The sequence below is a fragment of the Pseudovibrio sp. W64 genome, assembly GCF_001623145.1.
Lineage (GTDB): Bacteria > Pseudomonadota > Alphaproteobacteria > Rhizobiales > Stappiaceae > Pseudovibrio.
On the sequence record NZ_LMCI01000018.1, the window covers coordinates 291,843 to 312,204 of the forward strand.

The following is a 20,362-nucleotide window of genomic DNA, read 5'->3' on the forward strand; positions in this document are numbered from 1 at the left end:
GAATGGAGTTCTGCTGCTGGGGATAGCTTAGATGAGTTGAAGGCCTCTGAAACTGACGTGACCTGAGCCGGCTATGATGATGTGATCGTGCAGCACTATCCCTAGTGGTTCCAATGTGTTTGAAATTTTCGTCGTCATTTCAATATCTTGGCGGGATGGTGTTGGGTCGCCAGAAGGGTGGTTGTGGACCAGAATGACCGCGCAGGCTGACAATTCCAATGCCCGTTTTGTAACTTCGCGCGGATAAACGGGCGTGTGGTCAACTGTTCCGGTCTGCTGGACTTCATCTGCGATGAGGCGGTTCTTTTTGTCCAGAAACAGGATGCGGAATTCTTCTTTGTCGTTGTGCGCCATAGCTGCGCGAACGTATTCCAGAACTTTGCTCCAGGAGGAGAGGGGGTCGCGCTCTACAACCTGCGCTTTAGCGTAGAGAATAGATGCGGCCTGCATTTCTTTGATAAAACTTGCTGTGCGTGGCCCGCAACCGGGAACCTCTTCCAGCCGTTGTTTTGGAGCTGCAAGAACTTGCGCGAAGGAGCCAAACTGAGCCAACAGTGCTTTTGCCAGTGGTTTGGTGTCGCCCTGTTTGATGGAGGAGAAGAGGAGCATCTCCAGCAACTCGTAGGATTGGAGGCCGTCCAGGCCTGTTTCCTCAAACCGTTCACGCAAGCGTGCACGATGACCGTGATAGTGTTTGGCGGCTGGCTTAGGGGATTTACTCTGTTTAGCAGAGGGCGGAACCGGGAGAGTTGCCGGTTCGTCCAGAGGGATATGGCTCTGGAGTGCAGGCACGGTGGGTGCCTGCTCCTGAGGAGAGGGAGTTACCTCATGAAACCCGAAACTGGTTTGTTTCATTCCCCCTCCTTACTTGGTGCGGCTAAGCAGCGGCTCCGGCTTCCGGTTCCATTGGGTTGAACAGGCCTGCTGGTGATGTTGTGAAGATATCGCACCCTGTTGAGGTGATGCCGATGGAATGCTCAAACTGAGCAGACAATGTTTTGTCTTTGGTTTCAGCCGTCCAGCCGTCTTTCAGCACTTTCACATCTGGTCGTCCCAGATTTACCATTGGCTCAATTGTGAAAATCATGCCCGGCTTGAGCTCGATGCCAGAACCTTTCTGGCCGTAATGCAGAATATTTGGCATGTCGTGGAACAGCTTGCCTACGCCGTGACCGCAGAAATCGCGGACAACGGAACAACGCTCTGATTCTACGTATTCCTGGATCGCATGACCAATATCACCTGTGGTGTTGCCCGGCTTGGCAGCTTCCAGAGCACGCATCAGAGATTCGTGGGTGACTTCAATCAGGCGCTTGGCTGCTGGCTTGAGTTTGCCAACCGGATACATGCGGGAGCTGTCGCCGTGCCAGCCATCAACGATGTAGGTAACGTCGATGTTGACGATGTCGCCTTCTTTCAGCTTCTTCTTCGAGTCAGGGATGCCGTGACAGATGACGCGGTTGATGGAAGTACAGCAGGATTTGCTGAAGCCACGATAGTTCAGTGTTGCCGGAACGCCGCCGCGCTCCTTGCCAAACTTGAAAACGAAGTCATCAATTTCCTGCGTTGTGACGCCTGGTTGCACCAGCGGCACAAGTGCGTCGAGGCACTGTGCAGTCATCTGGCTTGCTTTGCGCATACCTTCAAAATCTTCCTGGCTGTAGATCTTGATCTGTCCGGTATTTTTCAGGGGCGCGTTGGCAGCGTCTACGTAGTCAATCATTTTCCCGTTTTTTCCTTGTTCCGTTTCGCGCAGGGACGAACGCAGATTACATCATGAGGAACTGTAAAATGCCGTTATGCTTGCTCGCAAGCCCTGCTTCTCCGTAGAAGCTTCTCCTATTTTTTTAGGGGCATTCTAGGGAGTAATCTGGTGTTTCCCCACTTATATCGGGTATTTTTGAAAGGTGTAGCGAAAAAAGAAGGTCAGATCCTTAACTGCGCACGCATTTTATGAAGCCCGTTGTATTCCGTGGTTCCTGTTGGGATTCTATCGATTTTTTGAGGGGCTTAATCCGGGATAAGCTATAGGAACTTCTTGGATAACGGAAAAGAGGCTCTTGCACGAAAGTGGTTTGCTCGTGTACTCAGGTGCCTGCAAGCGGTCGTGGTGGAATTGGTATACACAGCAGACTTAAAATCTGCCGCCCCTGGGCTTGCGGGTTCGAGTCCCGCCGTCCGCACCAAATTACTCTCCCAAAAAATTATATTGTAAACTTGCAATAGTGAGACTGTTGCACAGTTTTTTGCCAAGAATGCGTGATGGTTTTTCAGTGCGGTTCGAAGCAATTTGCTTGTGTTGTCCTCAAAAGAAGATTCGGCAATGCAATGAGTTATATATTTTCACCTGTTCTCTGCATGTTGTTGTTTTACCGAATATGCTGATTTTAAGAAAAATGTAATTTCCGCATTGTTGTAAGAGAACTAATGGAGCGGAAAATGCGGAAAGTTCTTGCTGGTGTATTCCTAGCAATGTTTGCAGTATCTTTAGGAGTTGGGGTCGCTGCGGCGCATAGCGGTTGGACGAATAGTGATGGATGCCATAATGATCGCAAACGTGGGACCTATCACTGCCACTAGGCTTGATGAGTAATCAATGAGGGTAGTTGGAGCATTGCTCTAGCTACCTGCTTTCAGGGTGTAGGCTAAACATCAAATCTGTAACGTTTTCCTTCTGCCGACACATCCGGTGGTATGCGGTTTTCTTCGAAGAGATCGTAGCCCTGTTTGAGGTTGCGCCAGAAGTTCAGCCAGTTTGAGTTGGCGTGCTTGCTGAGGTTTTCCTCTGTCATCTCAAAGGGGAAGATATGGACTGGGACTGCGCCTTGTCCGTTCTGAAGGGCAGCTTCCACGAGCAGATAGATTTCCTCGATATGTTGGTTGGTCATGGCGTAGCAGCCGATGGAGAGGCAGTTACCGTGGACCATCAAGTAAGAGCCTGTGCGGTCCAGTGACTGATCAAAGGCGTTCGGGAAACCGAGATTGAAGGAGAGGTGATATCTGCTGTTCGGGTTCAATTGTCTAGCTGACACATTGTAAAAGCCCTCAGGGGACTGACCGTCGCCTTCTTTCAGCTTTGGCCCCAGATCACCAGAGTATTTGCAAATCTCCCATGACTTGTAGGGCTGATAGGTTTTGCCAGACCGGATCCACGCTTCCAACCGGCTTTCTTCTTTGAAGACACGTAGGAAAACAGGGCTTCCCAAGGACATTCCTTTGAAAGTCAGATCTGCGCGCAGGGCTGGCAAGCGCTCATCTTTAACTTTTGTGAGATTTGCGGAACCGGGCAGATCATAGGGCAGGAGTAAGTACGTGGCGAAGACTGCCAGCATTACGAAAAAGGCCGTGCCGACTGCCCAAAGGAGCGGACGAGAAATGATTTTTGCCATGGAAGGTCCGATTGCAAATCACTGGAAACTGAGAGTGGCAGATAAGAGAGGCAATGTGGCCAAGTCATGGTTCGCACTGGAAACTCTGTGAAAAGGTCACTCCGATATTCCTGTGGCGTAAGAACGCAGCGCATTTGTTTTGCTTTTCTTTGAAAAAACAAATGCTAATGCAGTTCGCGTCTGGGCAGAACCTGGTGCACTGCATTGGCATTTTTTGCTTACGTATCTTTATCCGAAAACCGGCTTCCACTTTTCGGCGATACGCTATAGTGTCCGTGCCCATTCTGATCTGATTGCTCTATTGTGCTATAGGGCGTTTCTATCAAGCGTTGTGTGAAGGGTGATCGTCCTTGGATATTCGGCAGTTACAGTACCTCGTTACTCTGGCTCAGGAGCGACATTTTACGCGTGCCGCTGCGGCTTGTAATGTGACGCAGCCAACGTTGTCAGGCCGAATTCGCCAGTTGGAAATTGAACTGGGCGTACCCATTATTGAACGTGGCAAGAAGTTTCATGGATTGACTGCGGAAGGGGAGCGCATTCTCGTTTGGGCGAAGAAGGTGCTTGCGGACTGTAATAGTTTGCGGAACGAGGTTGCGGGGAAGAGTGCCGAGGTGTTCGGCAAGGTTAATATCGGCGTTATTCCCTCAGCTGATGTTGCGACAGCCTCTCTAATTCTGGATTTGAAGAAGAGCCATCCGCATGCACATGCGACGATCCAGTTGATGAGCCATGATGAAATCCATAAGGCTCTTGAGGATTATCAGATTGATGCAGGCATCACGTACACTCAGTTCAGCGATGCAAAGAAGCACAGCAGTTTCACGCTTTATGAGGAAGACTACCGCCTGTTCATGCCAGTAGGACATCGTTTGCAAGGGGTAGACGCGGTGGAGTGGGAAACGGCTGTGAATGCCGGGGCGATGGTGGCGCTTTCGCCGAAGTTGCAAAACCGGTTGATGGTGGATAGCACGCTTCGCTTCCTCGGTGTTGAGTTGGACCCCGAGATTGAGGCAGAGACAATCCCGTCACTTGGCGGGTTCATCCGTGCGGGGTATTGCGCGATTTTGCCGGAATTTTCTGCCTTGTCGCTTGGGGCAGGAATTGTTTCCGTACCGCTGATCAAGCCAGTTGTTTCGCACAGCATTGGTATGGTGATGACAAAGCGTGAGCTGGAGCCTGCAATTATTACGTCGTTAGCGGATTGTGCGGCTCAGTATAAGAAGCCGCTGATTCCAGAGCAGGTTGATTAGAAAAGTAGCATTGCTTTCGAGTTGCTCATAAAAAAAGCCCGCGATGATCGCGGGCTTAGTTGTTTGGGTTTGCTTTTTATTCAGCAGGCATTGGTGCAGATGTTTGTTTGCCAGATGCTGCCGGTTTTGTTGTTGTGGCCTCTCCTTCGCCCAGTGCGTCCTCAGCCATGTGATACTTGGGGTGGACTGGCTTCATGAGAAGGTTGGAGACGAGTGCTGCGACGAGCAAACCAGCCATCACATACATTGTGGTGTTGTAGAGGCTCGGAGTTGGATCAACCGTGCCTTCCGGAGCTACTTCCATCAGTCTTGAGACAGAGATGGATTTTGCTGCGATGAGCTCAGCCAGTTTCTCTTTGCCTTCACCGAAAGTCTGGAGGAATACGGCTGGATCAACTTTTTCCGCAAGCTCATGGATTTTGGTGTTTACAGACCGTTCGCGCAGGAATGTGATGAGGAATGGACCAGCAACACCTGCTGCAGACCATGCAGTGAGCAGGCGACCATGGATACCGCCGACGAATTTGGTGCCGAAGATATCTGCCAGATAGGCGGGGATTGTAGCGAAGCCACCGCCATACATGGTGAAGATGGTCATGGTGGCTGCGTAGAACATCACCAGCCACATCACGGAGGGGCTTGTACCTGCCTCCGCCGCGATGAGCGGAATGGAAAGGTATAGGAAAGAGCCCAGCACGAAGAAGACGGTGTAGGTGTTCTTGCGACCAATATAGTCAGAAAGAGTAGACCAGCCGAGGCGGCCCATAGCGTTGAAGACGGAGATCATCAAGACGTAGGTTGCGGTGAAGGCTCCGTCTACAATGGTTGGCATGCCGTTGCCGAAGATCTCGTAGATCATGGTTTTGGAAACGGAGATCACGCCAATCCCAGCTGTCACGTTGAAGCAGAGCACGATCCAGAGCTGATAGAACTGTGGTGTCCGCAGTGCTGTATCAATATGCACATGGTTGCGAGTGATAAGGCCTTGTTTTGCAGGGTCTTCCTGTGGTGGCTCCCAACCTTCCGGTTTCCAGCCTGGTGCAGGAATGCGGTAGGCGAAAGATGCCAGGATCATCACGATGAAGTAGACAATACCCAATGTGAGGAAGGTAGATGCTGCGCCAGTGTTGCCTGTGCCAGCGAGATATACGCCTGCTTGGGCACCGTCAAAGGCTGCTTCTGCTTGTGATGCACTGACGACAATGGCTTCAAGCTTCTGGCCTGCAACCTGCACGTAGCGTACACCGTTTTCTACGGTTGTTTGTACGTCTGCGAGAGGGCCGAGATAATCTGGTGCTTTGGCATAGAGGCCCAGAAGCCAGCTTTTCAGCGGAACTGCGATGATTGCACCGCCGCCAAAGCCCATGATGGCCATACCGGTTGCCAGACCGCGGCGGTCAGGATACCAGCGGATCAGGGTGGAGACAGGTGAAACATATCCAAGACCGAGGCCGCAACCACCAATGACACCGTACCCCAGATACAGTAGCCAGAGCTGGTGGGTCATGATGCCAATTGAGCCGATGATGTAACCACCGCCCCAGCAGAAGGCAGCTGTTGTGCCAACGCAGCGTGGACCAACTTTCTCAAGCCATTTGCCTGCAACAGCGGCAGACAGACCAAGAAACAGAATTGCGACTGAGAAGATCCAGACCACAGAACTGAGAGACCAATCTTCAGCTGCTGGTGCTATGCCGCCGATTTCTCTGACAAGTGCCGGATTGTAGATACTCCATGCATAGGCAGAACCGATGCACAGGTGAATTGCAATGGAAGCCGGTGGAACGAGCCAACGATTGAAGCCCGGCTTGGCTACGATCGCGTCTTTCAGCATAAAGCTTGGTATTTTAAACATCAGCAAACCCCTAGAGCAATCAAAGCAGTTTGCATTGCCTCGCCCGGCAAACCGCCTCGATCTTTTGTTACGACTACATCCTGTTTTCCGAAAATCGAGCCTCATTTCGGGAATGCGCCTAGGAGGCAGGCGAGAGGGAGGAAGCCTGCATCCATACGTTGAGTCTGCATCTAACACATGGTTAGTTGAAATCGCCAGAGTCTATCACGTTATAGATGCAATCTATTACAGTGTGGGTTTGTGGAGGATAGGGCAAAGCCAAAAACAGAAAGTGGTGCGGTGAAAAATTTTGCACGCTCTGATTTATTTTGAAATATCAGAGGAATAGGGCTGCTTGGTGCCTATGAATATGTCAGATGAGGACGAGGCTGTCATCCGTACTGTAGGTTACTGACGTCAGGTTTTACGCAGGTGCGTATTGTCGCAGTGCCTAAGGAAACGAAAAAAGCGCACCGCTGGGCGACGCGCTTTTAAGATTTGGTTTGGTTCAGCTTACAGGAGAGCTGGAATACCTGGGAGCATGCCAACTGCAGCCATTGCCAGAGTACAGATGATCACTGCACCTGCTGGAATGATGATGCGGTCTGCAAAGCTCAGGCGTTCTGCACGTTCCTTGTCGCCAATGAGACCATTGTTGTCGAGGAACATGGTGATTGCCCATGCCAGAACAGGGTTGGTCACGATGGCTGCGAAGATGCAGATACCAGCGGAGTTGGTGTCGTTGCTGGATTTCACCATCTGCAGGCCAGCTTCCAGAAGTGGAAGGAACACACCAACCAGAAGAGCACAGGACATCACTGGCTGCCATACTGCTACGTCCATTGGGTAGCCGATGGTTGCGATAACGATGCATAGTGCGCCGAGCAGGATTGCGCCTGCAGGGATTGGACGCTTCGCGATCGCTGCCGGGATCATGTAGGTGCCCCAGGAGGAGGTGATGTTACCACCGCCGAAGAATGTACCGGTGAACTGGCGCAGGGAGCAGCAGGTCATGGTGTCATCCACGTCCATCAGAACTTTATCTGTGTTCTTAGGGTAGTTGAGTTCCTGGAAGATACGGTGGCCGAGGAAGTCCGGGGACCACATTGCGACTGCCAGAATTGCCCAAGGCAAAGAAGCAACGAAGTGGTTGAAGCTAGGGATGCCAAGCTGCCAGCCGGTCTCGGTAGATCCCCACCAGTACCATGGATTCATGTTTGGCAGGCCAGGAGCTGTGGTGAACTGAAGGTCAACACCTGCGCCGAGTGCGAGCGCCAGAACAACCGCGATGACGGAGCAAGCTGGAATTGCGAGCCAGCGCTTTCCGACCTTTGCGAGGAAGGCGTAGAGCACGATGTTGACGGCAAAGATTGCTAGAGCGACGTAAGAGAGGCTGTAAGCAAGGTCATGCTTCGCCTGCAGGCCGCCAGCCCAGCTGAAGAGGGATGTGATTTGCCCCTTTGCCCCCATGAAGCCAAGGAACACGAGCAAGCCGCCAGCAACGCCCTGACTGGTTAGGTTCACCAGACGAGAGCCACCTTTGAAATAACTGAGGAGTAGGCCGAAGGCACAGACGAGTGCTGCCAAGGCCAGAGGGTGTGCGCCTGCAAGAGCGATAGAGCCAATGAGCGGGATCATTGGACCGTGGTTGCCTGCAAGGTTTGCACGTGGGTTGAGGAAACCAGAGCCGATGATGCAGAAGAGCAGCGCCGGGATGAGCATCTCAACGCGAACCACTTCAATGATCCACTCAGCACCAAGATTGACGTGTGGCCATTTTGCTGTGAGGCCGGTTGCCCATGCCGTCATAACCGCAGAGTACATCACGGAGATGCCGATTGTTCCTGCAATTGCAGGAACAAAATCTTCCATTTCAAAACGGAAGTCGCGGCCCGGCAGGTTGAGACCCCAACGGCGTGGTTTCATAATCTGGAGTTCGTGGTCCAGATAATCAGACCGTTGTTCGAACTCGCTCGCAGGCTTGTGTGCCTCGCTATAGGATTCTTCGTGTTTGTCTGTCTGCTGAAGCATAACAGCCATTCTCCATAAAACTGACGGAGGAAAGGAGAGTGTGGCTTCACGGTGCTTGCTTGGTGAGCGAAGCTGATGAAGGCATCTCACGTCATGGCCTTGATTTCTGGTTTGCTGGGAGGAGTTGGAACCGTCAGGATTTTCGGGTTTTGAGTTGCAGCTTAATGGGAGGTGTTAAAGTGCAACTGCGTCAGCGGCTTCAAACTCGCTGTATCTTTCCTTCCGGATTCCAGGGTCTTTTCAAGAGACCGTGCAAACCACAAATTCAGACCATGAATACCCTTCCCCTGTTCTTCAGTTCCGAAAGGCCCCTAGCTGAAATGACGTAGGGAAGCTTACGGTGTTCAGCGAGAACTTGCAGAAGGACGCAGCTTAAATAAAATCGTATGAGTCTATCGCGTCATTGATGAAATCTATAAGACGAAAAACTGCGACAATATGAGCTATCTAATTGATTTTGTTGAATTGCCTTGTTTTTAGATACTGTGAAATTTCAGGCTGCAATATCTTATTTAAAACAACAGTATAATGAAATTAATTCACTTTGAGCGGGTGTTAAGGCTAATGAAAAACGTGATCTGAGGATCACATCCTGTCGCGGTAGAATGACTTATAGGTAGTATTGTCGCAGCGCTGTGGGAACTTGTAATACAAGTGTTTTTCCGAGTTTAAATTGGACTTTGCAGACACCAAGTTGGCTCCACGCCCGGTAAAATTGTACCTTGATGGCTATGCACTTTGCCAGGGTGAGAGCATTCCGGATAAGAAAAAACTTGGCTGCCCCCTACTTTTGGCGTAGATAGGCGATCCATCCTGCCGGACTTATCTGCGGTCTCGTTATGAGCCTTCAAATTTTCACTTCCCAGTAACCTCAAAAATCATCGAACCGATTTGTTGTGTCTGTTTGCTGAGAAGTTTAACCGAGTTTCTGTAGGATTTGAGATTAAAGCGTGTTGGTGCGCTCGCCAGAGGCGAAGCCCATCTGAAAATGAGAGATATTATGGCACTGGTGGGTCCCGTATTACGGGTGCTTGGATACTTTCTGGTTGGGCTGGCCATTTTGATGCTGGCACCTGCATTGCTGGATATTTACTTCAGCAATCCAGACTGGATTGCGTTTGCACTCTCTTCTCTGTTTGTTGGTTTGCTTGGCCTGCTGCTTGCTGTTTCTACGGCCAACTACAAACTCGAACACCTCACCATTCGACAAGCGTTTTTGCTGACCACAGCATCGTGGGTTGTGATGCCAGTCTGCGGCGCTCTGCCCTTTCTCAGCCTTGGGATCGGCTTTGAGAACGCTTTTTTTGAGAGCGTCTCGGGGTTTACGACCACAGGTTCCACGGTTCTGATTGGTCTGGATGGTATGCCTCCGGGATTGTTGTTCTGGCGTTCCCTGACCCAGTGGATCGGCGGTGTTGGCATCATCGTTATGGCGATCTTGCTCATGCCTTTGCTGCGTATTGGCGGGATGCAGCTGTTTCGGACAGAAAGTTCTGACCGCGGAGAGAAGATTGTTGCCCGTGCGACTGATTTGACGCGCTTGATTGGTGGCGTCTACATCATGCTGACGCTGACCTGTACGATCCTTTATGTGTTTTCTGGCATGACGTTGTTTGATGCAGTGAACCATGCAATGACGACATTATCCTCTGGTGGTTTTTCTACTCACGATGCGTCCTTTGCATATTTTGAGAGTACTGCTGCAGAATGGGTGGCTGTGGTCTTTATGCTTGCCTCAGGGCTGCCGTTTGTTGTGTTAATCAAATCCTTGACCAAGAATCCGAAAGCACTTCTGCAGGATCCTCAGGCACGAGTCTTTATCTTTGTTATCATTGTCCTCTCCAGTTTGACTGCTCTGTATCTTGGCATTGAAAATAAGTTCACGTTTGGCCGTGCTGTGGTTGAAGCGCTGTTTGTGGTGATTTCAATCATCACCACAACGGGCTATGGACTTGGTGATTATACGGCGTGGGGCCCGCCGATGATGGGCTTCTTCCTGATGTTGACGTTTATTGGTGGCTGTACAGGCTCGACCAGTGGTGGCATCAAGATTTTCCGGTTTATCGTGTTCTTTGGCACTGTTCGTGCGTACATGAATAAGATGATCCGGCCTGACCAGGTGGTTCCTGTCCGGTATGGCGATACAAAAATCACGCCTGAACTAGCGTTCTCGGTTCTTGCGTTTTTAGTGGTCTATATGGCCACTGTGGGACTGATTACCGTCATTCTTGGTGGACTTGGTCTGGACCTGGTGACGGCTATGAGTGCAGCGACGACGGCGGTTTCTAATGTCGGTCCGGGACTTGGTGATGTGGTTGGCCCCGTTGGAAACTTTGCCGACATCCCCAACAGTGCGAAAATTGTACTTTCTGCGGCAATGTTGCTGGGGAGATTGGAACTCTTTACGGTGCTGGTGCTGTTTAATCCTCAATTCTGGCGTTGACGCTACGTCCCTGAAAGACTAGGGATTCCGTGCATTGAGCATGTTTGGGCTGTCCGGTTTCATTCTTGTTGTGTGAATAGGTAGTTGCCCGATTAATTCAATTGCCAGATATCACTAAGTGGCCTAAAACCAATGCTTCATAAATGTTTGAGAGCATACCGTTCCAATCTCGTCCGTTAAGGGACAATATGTGACTAGCGGGCGGGTTAAATTGGATTTTATATCGGCGGATTGATTTTGGTTTCCATACGACCGGTTTTAAGTGTGCTTGGGTACCTTTATGTTGGCCTCGCTGCTGCCATGCTTGTCCCTGCATTTGTGGATGTTGTGTCGCGTAATGCTGACTGGCAAGCCTTTATTATTTCATCGTTAATTACCGGTCTGGTTGGCATGTTGCTAATCGTGGCCATGGGTGGTGCGCTGCGTGACGGGCTGGACACACGCCAGACCTTTATCCTGACAACTCTATGCTGGGTCTCGTTGCCTGCGTTTGGGGCTCTGCCGTTTTTGTGGCTGGGTATTGCGTATGTTGATGCTGCGTTTGAGGCCGTGTCGGGATTCACCACCACCGGCTCTACTGTGCTGACGGGTCTTGATTCACTTCCGCCGGGGCTGCTTGTGTGGCGTTCGTTGATGCAGTGGATGGGCGGTGTTGGCATCGTTGTTATGGCGATCGTGCTTTTACCGTTTCTGCGCATTGGTGGAATGCAGCTGTTTCAGACAGAAAGCTCCGATCAAAGCGAAAAGATTGTCAGCCGTTCCATTGAATTGATCCGCCTGATCAGTTTGACGTATCTGCTTCTGACCAGTCTTTGCATTGTGCTTTACTGGTTCTCCGGCATGACGATGTTTGATGCGTTCAACCATGGTCTCACAACAATTGCGACGGGTGGTTACTCTACGCATGACAATTCCTTTGGGTACTTCACCAATCCGGTGACTGGCTGGATTGCAGTTGTTTTCATGATTGTGGGCGCGCTGCCGTTCGTGTTGATCATTCAGGGGCTACGCGGTCAGCCGATGTTGCTGTGGCGGGATCCGCAGGTACGTGCGTTTCTGTGGCTTGTGGGTTTGATTTCTCTTGCTCTGACGATTTATCTCGGCACTTCTGGCAATGCAGATAGTTTTGGTAGTGCGATCCTGCAATCCGCGTTTAACGTGATTTCTGTGGTGACGGGTACTGGCTATGCCATGGGGGATTACACCGCTTGGGGAGCTCCGGTGATCGGTCTTGCGTTCCTGCTCAAGTTTGTTGGTGGCTGTACAGGCTCGACAACGGGCGGCATCAAGGTCTTCCGTTTTCTTGTGTTCTTCGGAACCGTGATTGCGCATATGCGGCGGATGGTGCGGCCTAACCGCGTGATCTCTGTGAGCTATGGTAACACGCACCTGACACCAGAACTGACGTTCTCCGTTCTTGCGTTCCTTGTGGTTTACATCGGTACAGTTGGTATTCTGACGTTGATCCTGTCCCTGTTCCATCTGGATCTGGTGACCGCTGTGTCTGCCGCCGCGACATCCGTTGGTAACGTTGGCCCGGGCCTTGGTACCATGATCGGGCCATCTGGCAACTTTGCGGCGCTGCCTGATCCAGTGAAATGGATCTTGTGCGCCGCGATGTTGCTGGGGCGTCTGGAACTGTTCACGGTTCTTATTCTTCTGGATCCTGATTTCTGGTCCAAATAATCTTCAGTCTTCATTTTGGCGCGTATTCTTGTCCGAAAACCGGAGCCACTTTTCGGGAATACGCTGAATAATTTGGAAGGTCGCGATGCGATTTGATGTACCGCTGGTCACTGGCCGGCTGATTAAGCGTTACAAACGGTTTCTGGCTGATGTTACCCTCGATGATGGCGGTGCTGAAATCACAGCGCACTGTGCCAACTCGGGCTCCATGATGGGCTTGAAAGATCCGGGCATTAAGGTCTGGTTGACGCCCAATAATGATCCGAAACGCAAGTTGAAATACTCCTGGGAAATGCTCGAGATTGACGGTGCGATGGTGGGTATCAATACCAGCCGTCCGAATGGCCTGGTCGAAGAGGCGATTGAAGCAGGGCGTATTCCTGAGCTTGTCGGTTATGAAAAGCTGCGCCGTGAAGTGAAGTACGGCAAGAACTCCCGTATCGATATTCTGCTGGAAGGTGAGGGCGACAAGCGCACCTATGTTGAGGTGAAGAACGTTACGCTGGCCCGAGAGGATGGGATTGCTGAGTTCCCGGATGCTGTGACCGCGCGTGGTGCGAAGCATCTGGATGAGCTTGCTGATATGGTCCGGGAAGGCCATCGCTCAGCAATGGTGTTTTTGATTCAGCGTGATGATTGCGATGCGCTTGTTTTGGCGCGTGATATTGACCCGAAATATGGTGAGGCTTTTGATGCGGCTGTAAAGGCAGGTGTTGAAGTCTACGCGATTGGATGCCGGCTGGATACTGATGAGATCATCGCTGATCGGGCTATTGAGGTGCGGTGTTGAGGGAGTAGCTCATAGAGTTCGATTACTTCTGGTGAGGATATGTCATTTTATCCAAGAAGCTTCGCAGCTTTGGTATCAATTTTAGTATGGGTCATTATCTTTTGCGTTTGGATGAGTGGTCTCCAAGATAGCTGACTTTGGGCGTATGGTTTTATATTTATTCTAGCCTCGATACCATTCCTTTCATTTTGGGGCAGTAGCGGGACGGTTGGTTGGTGGCGAGCCTTTAGAGGCTCGATCGGATCTTTTGTTTTAGCTGTGTTGTTGTTTTGGGCGCTCACCATAGTAAATGATCCTGCAATTAGGCAGGAGGGCCTATCTTTGCACTTTGCAAGTCATGTCAGGTCTCTTGTCGGCATGTTCGTGTTCAGTGTTTTCGGTGTTCTTGTTTTTTCTCCAGCTTTTATGTTTGTGTTCTGGGTCACTCAGAAGGTTTCAATATTTGTCGGTAATCGATGGCCTTCATGGGCAGCAAGCTTCAAAGCAATCAAAAGCTTTCCTTGGATCTAAGCAATCGCTCGAGATTAGTGCGTGCAAGCACTGAAAGCACCGCATGGCACCCCATGCAGCGTTGAACTGAAGTTCCCGGAAGTCGGGATGAGCAAGGCGGCAGGCAACGCCTGCGCTACTTGTTAGAAATGAGTCTTTGGCATTGGCTACGCGCCTTGCCCGGGCATTTTGATATGGACAACATCGCCTCTTATCCTGAAAGACACGATAGCCAGTTTCCTGGAAAGACAACGGCTTTGCTTTGGCAAGTTTCCCGGCCTAAACAGGTCCTCTGTCCCTGACATTTATTGCTCTGACCAACAAATGCCACTGCGTGATGCCCCTCAAGCTTGGGCCCTTCCTCTCAGACCATGCAGTCACGTCTGAAAATCGGTTCCACCGGACCTTTGAAAGATGCGTTACCTCTCTCAAAAGCCCCACCCAGCCCACGACACGCTGACGGACGGTCCGCCAGCTGCCCGTCACGTGGGCATGGGATTAGTATGAGGGCATATTCGCTTAAGGGGGATAAGTTTTTTTTCAAATACCACTCACCATCGTTTGCCCGCAGGCATGCAAAGAACATCAAGCAGCTTTCACATTCTCCAGGAAGCTTGCCACTTCAGATCGTAAGTTCTCGGAGAGATGACCCAGCTTTCCAGCGGCCTGATGCAGGTCATTCGAAGCGTCTTTTGTGCCCTGAAACCCACTATCCAAATCCAGCATGTCTGTCGCGACCTGCGACACATTCTGGTGCGCGCTATTCAGATCCCGAGAGATATCCTCAGTTGCCTGCTTCTGATCACCAACAGCTTCATTAATGCCAGTTGATAAGGAATTAATCTGCTCAATTGTCTCTCCGATTGAGCGGATCGCTGTCACAGCTTGCTCAGCGACCTTTTGCACCGACTCAACCTGTGTTGAAATCTCTTCGGTAGCTTTTGAGGTTTGGCCAGCAAGGTTTTTCACCTCACTTGCAACCACAGCAAAGCCACGCCCCGCTTCCCCTGCGCGTGCTGCCTCAATTGTTGCATTCAATGCCAACAGGTTAGTCTGGTCAGCAATCTGATCAATCAGCTCGATCACCTCACCAATAGCCTTCCCGCTTTCCACCAAACGCCCAACAATCTCATTGGTCTTGTGCGCATGCACGGCAGCATCCTGCGCAAAACGGGCAGCTTGTGTGGTGTTATCACCAATCATCCCCGAAGAACGCGACACACCTTCTGCCGCTTCAGCCAATGCTTTCACTGAGGTTTGTGTGGTTTGCGCGACATCACTGGAAGATGTCATGGCACTGTGAGCACCCTGCACGCTCGCATCCAGCTCTCTGGAGCGTGTCTCCACTGCCTGACTGATCTCCAGCAAATCATGCACGACATGACCAACTGAAGCCTCAAACTCCTGGGCAACACTGGCTAACGCCTGTTTGCGTGCATCTGCAAGTTCCAGCTCCTGCTGTATTTTTGCTTTTGCATCTGCTTCAGCCCTATCTTTCAGCACAACACGGAACTGAGCAATAGAACGAGCAATCGCCCCGATTTCATCTCCACGTTCTATGCATTTGATCTCAGTGTCCAATGCCCCTTCAGCCAGCGCATCCAGACCACGTTGCAACGCAGCCATGTTGTTTCGCATGCCCCGTGCAATGACGACAGCCACAACAAAGAACAGAGCTCCCACAGGCGCACAGACCATCACAATGTACATGAGATTGTCGACAAGCAGCGACTCCAGCGCGCTTTGCCCATGATCTGACATAAGCTGCGACCTTAACGCCTCATCTCCCAGAGCAGACGTCAACGCATCGTATATTGTGACAAAGGAAAACAGCGTGCCGAGCGACATGATTGACATGGCCAGAAATACGACCAAGACAAACTTGCCTACCATCGACAGCTTAAAAACATGCGGTTGGGTAACCATCAATAGCCCCACTTCACCCATAAATTTAATGTGAGTAATGTTACCCATGTATGTAAACAGAACACTACCATGAGGCTGTGAATTGCATACATTTTCGAAAAAACAGCGATAAAATTTAATTTTCTGCAGAAATTCTTGAATCTGCGCTAATATTCAAAGCTCAATCAATAAAAAATACTTCGGATATTAAAATCCGGTCCAACGTGTATCGTCAGCTCGACCAGAAACTTCTGGCAGCACTTCTCCAGATACAGTCAGCTTAAACAGATCACTTCCCGCAGCAGCTTTCCCGCCTTTATCATCAGGTCCGATAAGCTTAGTTTCAGGAGACGTTAGACGACCGGTCAAAACAATAAAGTTCGGATCATCTTTCACACCTTCAAAAATGAAGGCCGTCGCACTACCAAATATGCGTGCTATTTCTCGCTCAACAAAGTAGGCGACTTTCCGGTATCCAGCCCAGGTAAAGTAGACCCCATCCTTCGCCCTCAATCGGCGGCGCTTACCAGTAATGTCCGGGCCATGAGGCGTATATTCCCCCTCTTCACTTTGAAAGGCAGCCCAAATGTCGACAAAGATACCTCCAGCTGGTTCAACTTGCTCTTTGAACAAATCATTGAGATAGCTGAAGTTAGCACTCGTAAGATACTCTTCTGCAGGCGCAAGGCCCACCCAAATCAGAGGCAATTGCTCATTCCTGACGGCTGCAACCAACGAGGCTGTCCTAAAGCGGTATTCTTTCTTCCACTCTTCCCCTTGAAACTGCAACTCCTCAGCGTAGCTGGCAGGCTGCCCATCAATAACACCTTGCCCTACAACCTTGATGTTCCGGTTATCGCGTGCGCCCAAAGAAACAACCACAAGACCCACATCTTCGCTCTTCAGCACAGCTGTCACGTCTTCCGGCCAGTCCGGATTTTTATCTGCAACAAGTCCAGTTTGAGGATAAACAAGCTTCTTGACTTTAATCGAAGGCGTTTCAGCATACACGGCCTTCAAACCATCAGCCAAGCCCATCGCCAGATCATCACCAATGACCAGAAGGACCTTAGCGTCCTTACTCTTTTCTTTCTCAACGATCTTGGGAGTGTTTACTGCAGCAACACCAGCACTACGGTTTTTTCGCGTTGTACTTCTGCGTCGCTTCTTCCTTGTAGGATTCGCCTGCTCGATTCTTTTATTTCCCCCACCAAACAACCAGCCAAAGAATGACTTATTGCCTTTTTTGGGGGCGCCTGTGCTGTTGGTTCTCACTTGAGCTGCAACCTCAACGGGCACAACAGAAACACTGACAAAGCAAAGGCTTATCAGTGCCACAAACACAAAGGACAAAAAGGATCGTTGCATAATCGCGAGTCTCCAGCAGGAACCAACCACCAGCATTGGTTTCCTGCCATTAGGAAACCCGATTATGTTCTACCTTGCAACCTATTAAGAAGCTTTATTGAATCGTGACCATCTGGAACCAGTCCCGACGCTTTTTGATAAGCCTGAATAGCCTGACGGGTCCTCTGACCAATCTTTCCATCTACAGCTCCAGGTTTATAACCCTTCTCGGAAAGCCCCTTCTGAAGCGCTTTTTTCTCGCTAAATGTCAGAGGGCGATCACCACGCGGCCATTCCACAGCAAAACCAGAAAGCCCCAACAATCGATCAGAAAGGTGCCCAACCCCAAGCGCATAAGCACTTGAGTTGTTATAGCGTTTGATCACGTAGAAGTTTTTGAGCAGCAAGAACGCAGGGCCCTTCGCTCCAGCAGGTGTATAAAGCCGTGCCATGTCAGCACCACGTGGGAACTTCGAGCCATTCGCCCGCTTCACACCCAGCTTGCCCCAACTCACAACAGACTGCTGTTTGCGTTGGTTGCTTAAGCGGTAATTGAAGTTCTTCGGTAGAGTAACCTCATAGCCCCAGGTCTGCCCGGACTGCCAACCCATCTTGTTGAGATAGGCTGCTGTTGAAGCCAACGCATCAGGAATGCTATTCCAGATATCTCTTTTTCCGTCACCCGTAATATCAACGGCATAGGCCTGATAAGTCGTCGGGATGAACTGCGTATGCCCCATGGCACCCGCCCAGGACCCCCGCATTTGTGTAGGCGAAACATCACCATTTTGAAGGATTTTAAGAGCAGCAATAAGCTGCTTGCGTGCATATTTTCCGCGACGGCCACCATTGTAAGCCAGTGTCGCTAGAGCACGAGGCGTTGAACGAACAATCGATGTATTATCGAGAATACGCCCATATGAACTTTCCATCCCCCAAATCGCCAGCACGACATGACGGTTTACGCCATATTTGGCCTCGATCTTATCAAGCCAACCAGACCATTCATCCACCATGCGGCGCCCGTGGAGCACCCGATCCTCTGAAACGGCGCTATCCAGATACTGCCAGATAGCACGCGTAAACTCAGGTTGGTTCTCTGCACTCTTCTTAATTCGTGGATCAGGGGTCATCCCCTTGAAGACACGATCATAGAGTTGAGCGTTAACGCCTTGAGCTCCAGCAGTCCGCTTATAGCTTGCAATCCATTTTTGAAAATCACTCCCCTGAGCAAAGCCGTAGGAGTTACTGAAAAATAGAAACCCAGCGCACAGGACAGCTGGCAAAGAAGAAAATCGCATACTGCTTTCTCCAGTCACCCGAATGGGAGGTTGTTAGGCGCACTTTGCGCAGTCTTTTTGCTTAGCCCTCGGAGGCAATACTGCCATGACTGTCAACCATGGTAAAAAAAAGGCCGTTTTTAATCAAAACCCCTTTTTAAGCTTGTCAATTTTTACTAGATGCATCTCAAAAAATTAACGCGCTCCAAAACACTTCAAGAATTCAGCGTCTTATCCGAAGGCCAGCTTCAATGAGGCTGCTTGTGTAGTTGCTATTTAGCGAAGAGCTCTCAAACGCACGGAACGTATAACGAGAAAGCAGTGCTGCATCCTTGGAGAAAGCCCACACCAAACCAAAGGATCCAGTTCCCTCCTGCTCAACAATATCTACCCCTTGATACGTCCTGTAAGTGTAGCCAAACTGGACATCACCAACCAGGTCCTGAGTAAACTGATGTGCATACCGAACATCACCCGCATAAAGAATTGAACCAGAAGCTCCACTGATATTAGTTCCGCTAAAGCTGGTTGCTCCACTAACGGTCACAGTATCCCGGCGTGTAGGAGACCAAACAAAAGCTCCATCGAAAATCAGCCCCTGCAAAGCATCAAGGCGATTGTCATCCAGATACTCAGCCCGATAACCAACCCCAAACTCACCCCGAAGCTTAGGTCCACGATCAACACGAAGACCAGATTTTACAAAGTAACCGCGCGATGTTCTATCAAAGCAGGATGGATCACCGCTACAATCTTGATCGTATTTTCGGACAAGAAACCCACCTTCTAAGTAAGGTTCAAATGCAGCTCCATTATCAAATGACGTACGCAGAGTGGCATCAAACACAGTATTATCGCGAGGCTGCGAACTGCTCATTTGCCCACCGTAAATCGTACGGTCTACACCAATGCCGCCACGCAGCTGAACCAACGAAACTTGCCTGCTGAGTGAGAATCTACCTCCAATTTCCTGCACAGAATTGGTACGCCCAGTCGACGCCTCATTTTCAGCAGAGGACCGCTCCTCTCGCGAAAATGAATAAACACCATCAATACCGGCAGTTGTCAGGTCACTCAAATCAAGACGCACATTCCCACGGCCGGTGACAACAGGCTGGTTATTATCAGGTTCACTAAAGAAAGCGCGAAGGCTACCCCGAAGCTCCAACCCGAGTCCGTGCCGCTCCCAATTTGAAACCACACCAACTGCCGCATCAACTTCATAAAACCCATCCGGCGTACCGCCATTTGCCTGCTCAGCATTGTCGGTCCAGCCAAGGCCAGCATCAAACGACGGCGTCAGGCGTAACGATCCAAGCTGAATGCCAACAGGTCGGTCCTGAATAGTCTCTCCATCAAAAACACCCTCATCAGAATTCCCACCTCCACCGGCGGGTCGTGAAAGACGAGAAGCAGCTGCAACTCTCTCCGAAAACTTGGCCTCCCTACTCCTGCGACCAGTACCAGTGAGTTGCTGGCTAACAGTCGGAACAGGAGGCTGAGTTGCGGTACCTGGTGGTCCTTCTTCAATCAATTGCTCAAAGGGCGCTGCATCCGTTTCAGAAGGATTTTCAAAATCCGCACTCGGGTCATTCTCAAAAGTGAGGCTATCCCTGAACTCCAGATCACTGGTTTGCGCAACAGCATAGCACCACGGAAATGCGCCCAGCATCAAAACACAGGCCAAAATTGACCTGCTTTGAATGCTCTTCAAAACGTCTGGGCGCAACCACATAAAATATTCCAGCAATCCACCTTCAAATGAAGGAAATTCAACAAGCCCCACACTCGCCGAACATGGTTAACGTTTCCTTGCAAAGAGACTCTCTACCTCTGATTGTTTTATCCTTTCAGATTTGGTAGAGGGGAAACCAAGTCTTGCCCCAGAGTGTTCACAATGCACTCTTATTTAGTG

14 protein-coding genes and 1 tRNA gene are annotated in these 20,362 nt (G+C 50.5%); 6 read left to right on the forward strand and 9 right to left on the reverse strand.

Annotated features, from left to right (window positions below; genetic code table 11):
• Window positions 1-27: 27 nt before the first annotated feature.
• Window positions 28-855, reverse strand: a complete 828-nt coding sequence (radC, locus tag PsW64_RS10115) for a RadC family protein (RefSeq protein WP_063292732.1) — start codon at window positions 853-855, stop codon at window positions 28-30.
• A 22-nt stretch (window positions 856-877) separates the two neighbouring features.
• On the reverse strand, window positions 878-1,723 hold the full coding sequence (gene map, locus PsW64_RS10120; protein WP_063292731.1) for a type I methionyl aminopeptidase: 846 nt from the start codon (window positions 1,721-1,723) through the stop codon (window positions 878-880).
• A 378-nt stretch (window positions 1,724-2,101) separates the two neighbouring features.
• Here map and PsW64_RS10125 point away from each other — a divergent pair.
• A tRNA-Leu gene (locus PsW64_RS10125) sits at window positions 2,102-2,186 on the forward strand.
• A 286-nt stretch (window positions 2,187-2,472) separates the two neighbouring features.
• Window positions 2,473-2,580 carry a YHYH domain-containing protein gene (locus PsW64_RS28430; protein ID WP_446737466.1) on the forward strand — a complete coding sequence of 36 codons (108 nt, stop codon included), beginning with the start codon at window positions 2,473-2,475 and terminating at the stop codon, window positions 2,578-2,580.
• 65 nt (window positions 2,581-2,645) lie between these two features.
• Here the strand turns inward: PsW64_RS28430 and PsW64_RS10130 are convergent, their stop codons facing one another.
• The gene (locus PsW64_RS10130) at window positions 2,646-3,389 is read right to left on the reverse strand and encodes a L,D-transpeptidase family protein (RefSeq protein WP_082831066.1); all 744 of its coding nucleotides are present in this window, start codon (window positions 3,387-3,389) and stop codon (window positions 2,646-2,648) included.
• Window positions 3,390-3,739: 350 nt separating this feature from the next.
• On the opposite strand from PsW64_RS10130, the gene PsW64_RS10135 reads away from it, so the two are divergent.
• Entirely contained in the window at window positions 3,740-4,642 is a 903-nt protein-coding gene (locus PsW64_RS10135; protein WP_063292730.1) for a LysR family transcriptional regulator, read from the forward strand.
• Window positions 4,643-4,718: 76 nt separating this feature from the next.
• Here PsW64_RS10135 and PsW64_RS10140 read toward each other — a convergent pair whose 3' ends face one another.
• Complete coding sequence (locus tag PsW64_RS10140; protein WP_063303503.1) at window positions 4,719-6,497, reverse strand: OFA family MFS transporter; 1,779 nt, start codon at window positions 6,495-6,497, stop codon at window positions 4,719-4,721.
• Between the two features lie 492 nt (window positions 6,498-6,989).
• Complete coding sequence (locus PsW64_RS10145) at window positions 6,990-8,507, reverse strand: DUF3360 family protein (protein ID WP_208980702.1); 1,518 nt, start codon at window positions 8,505-8,507, stop codon at window positions 6,990-6,992.
• Window positions 8,508-9,534: 1,027 nt separating this feature from the next.
• Here PsW64_RS10145 and PsW64_RS10150 point away from each other — a divergent pair.
• The 3 genes from PsW64_RS10150 (at window position 9,535) to sfsA (ending at window position 13,426) form a co-directional block, all read left to right on the forward strand.
• On the forward strand, window positions 9,535-10,950 hold the full coding sequence (locus tag PsW64_RS10150; protein ID WP_082831075.1) for a TrkH family potassium uptake protein: 1,416 nt from the start codon (window positions 9,535-9,537) through the stop codon (window positions 10,948-10,950).
• Window positions 10,951-11,184: 234 nt separating this feature from the next.
• The gene (locus tag PsW64_RS10155) at window positions 11,185-12,636 is read left to right on the forward strand and encodes a TrkH family potassium uptake protein (RefSeq protein ID WP_244276710.1); all 1,452 of its coding nucleotides are present in this window, start codon (window positions 11,185-11,187) and stop codon (window positions 12,634-12,636) included.
• Window positions 12,637-12,721: 85 nt separating this feature from the next.
• Window positions 12,722-13,426 (forward strand): DNA/RNA nuclease SfsA, encoded by a 705-nt coding sequence (sfsA, locus tag PsW64_RS10160; RefSeq protein ID WP_063303505.1) that lies wholly within the window; start codon window positions 12,722-12,724, stop codon window positions 13,424-13,426.
• A gap of 1,074 nt (window positions 13,427-14,500) precedes the next feature.
• On the opposite strand, the gene PsW64_RS10175 is transcribed toward sfsA, so the two are convergent.
• The 4 genes from PsW64_RS10175 to PsW64_RS10190 all read right to left on the reverse strand — a co-directional run bounded on the left by PsW64_RS10175 (window position 14,501) and on the right by PsW64_RS10190 (window position 20,182).
• Window positions 14,501-15,841 (reverse strand): methyl-accepting chemotaxis protein, encoded by a 1,341-nt coding sequence (locus tag PsW64_RS10175; protein ID WP_208980703.1) that lies wholly within the window; start codon window positions 15,839-15,841, stop codon window positions 14,501-14,503.
• 186 nt (window positions 15,842-16,027) lie between these two features.
• A complete protein-coding gene (locus PsW64_RS10180; RefSeq protein WP_208980704.1) occupies window positions 16,028-17,188 on the reverse strand; it encodes an SGNH/GDSL hydrolase family protein in 1,161 nt (386 codons plus the stop codon).
• A gap of 62 nt (window positions 17,189-17,250) precedes the next feature.
• On the reverse strand, window positions 17,251-18,468 hold the full coding sequence (locus PsW64_RS10185) for a lytic murein transglycosylase (RefSeq protein WP_063303508.1): 1,218 nt from the start codon (window positions 18,466-18,468) through the stop codon (window positions 17,251-17,253).
• A 202-nt stretch (window positions 18,469-18,670) separates the two neighbouring features.
• Window positions 18,671-20,182 (reverse strand): outer membrane beta-barrel protein, encoded by a 1,512-nt coding sequence (locus PsW64_RS10190; RefSeq protein WP_208980705.1) that lies wholly within the window; start codon window positions 20,180-20,182, stop codon window positions 18,671-18,673.
• Window positions 20,183-20,362: the final 180 nt, after the last annotated feature.

Excerpts from the sequence above, each read along its gene's own strand:
- radC (WP_063292732.1), bottom strand. The coding sequence starts at position 855 with ATGAAACAAACCAGTTTCGGGTTTCATGAGGTAACTCCCTCTCCTCAG.
- map (WP_063292731.1), bottom strand. The coding sequence starts at position 1,723 with ATGATTGACTACGTAGACGCTGCCAACGCGCCCCTGAAAAATACCGGA.
- PsW64_RS28430 (WP_446737466.1), top strand. The coding sequence starts at position 2,473 with ATGTTTGCAGTATCTTTAGGAGTTGGGGTCGCTGCGGCGCATAGCGGT.
- PsW64_RS10130 (WP_082831066.1), bottom strand. The coding sequence starts at position 3,389 with ATGGCAAAAATCATTTCTCGTCCGCTCCTTTGGGCAGTCGGCACGGCC.
- PsW64_RS10140 (WP_063303503.1), bottom strand. The coding sequence starts at position 6,497 with ATGTTTAAAATACCAAGCTTTATGCTGAAAGACGCGATCGTAGCCAAG.
- PsW64_RS10145 (WP_208980702.1), bottom strand. The coding sequence starts at position 8,507 with ATGCTTCAGCAGACAGACAAACACGAAGAATCCTATAGCGAGGCACAC.
- sfsA (WP_063303505.1), top strand. The coding sequence starts at position 12,722 with ATGCGATTTGATGTACCGCTGGTCACTGGCCGGCTGATTAAGCGTTAC.
- PsW64_RS10175 (WP_208980703.1), bottom strand. The coding sequence starts at position 15,841 with ATGGTTACCCAACCGCATGTTTTTAAGCTGTCGATGGTAGGCAAGTTT.
- PsW64_RS10180 (WP_208980704.1), bottom strand. The coding sequence starts at position 17,188 with ATGCAACGATCCTTTTTGTCCTTTGTGTTTGTGGCACTGATAAGCCTT.
- PsW64_RS10185 (WP_063303508.1), bottom strand. The coding sequence starts at position 18,468 with ATGCGATTTTCTTCTTTGCCAGCTGTCCTGTGCGCTGGGTTTCTATTT.
- PsW64_RS10190 (WP_208980705.1), bottom strand. The coding sequence starts at position 20,182 with ATGTGGTTGCGCCCAGACGTTTTGAAGAGCATTCAAAGCAGGTCAATT.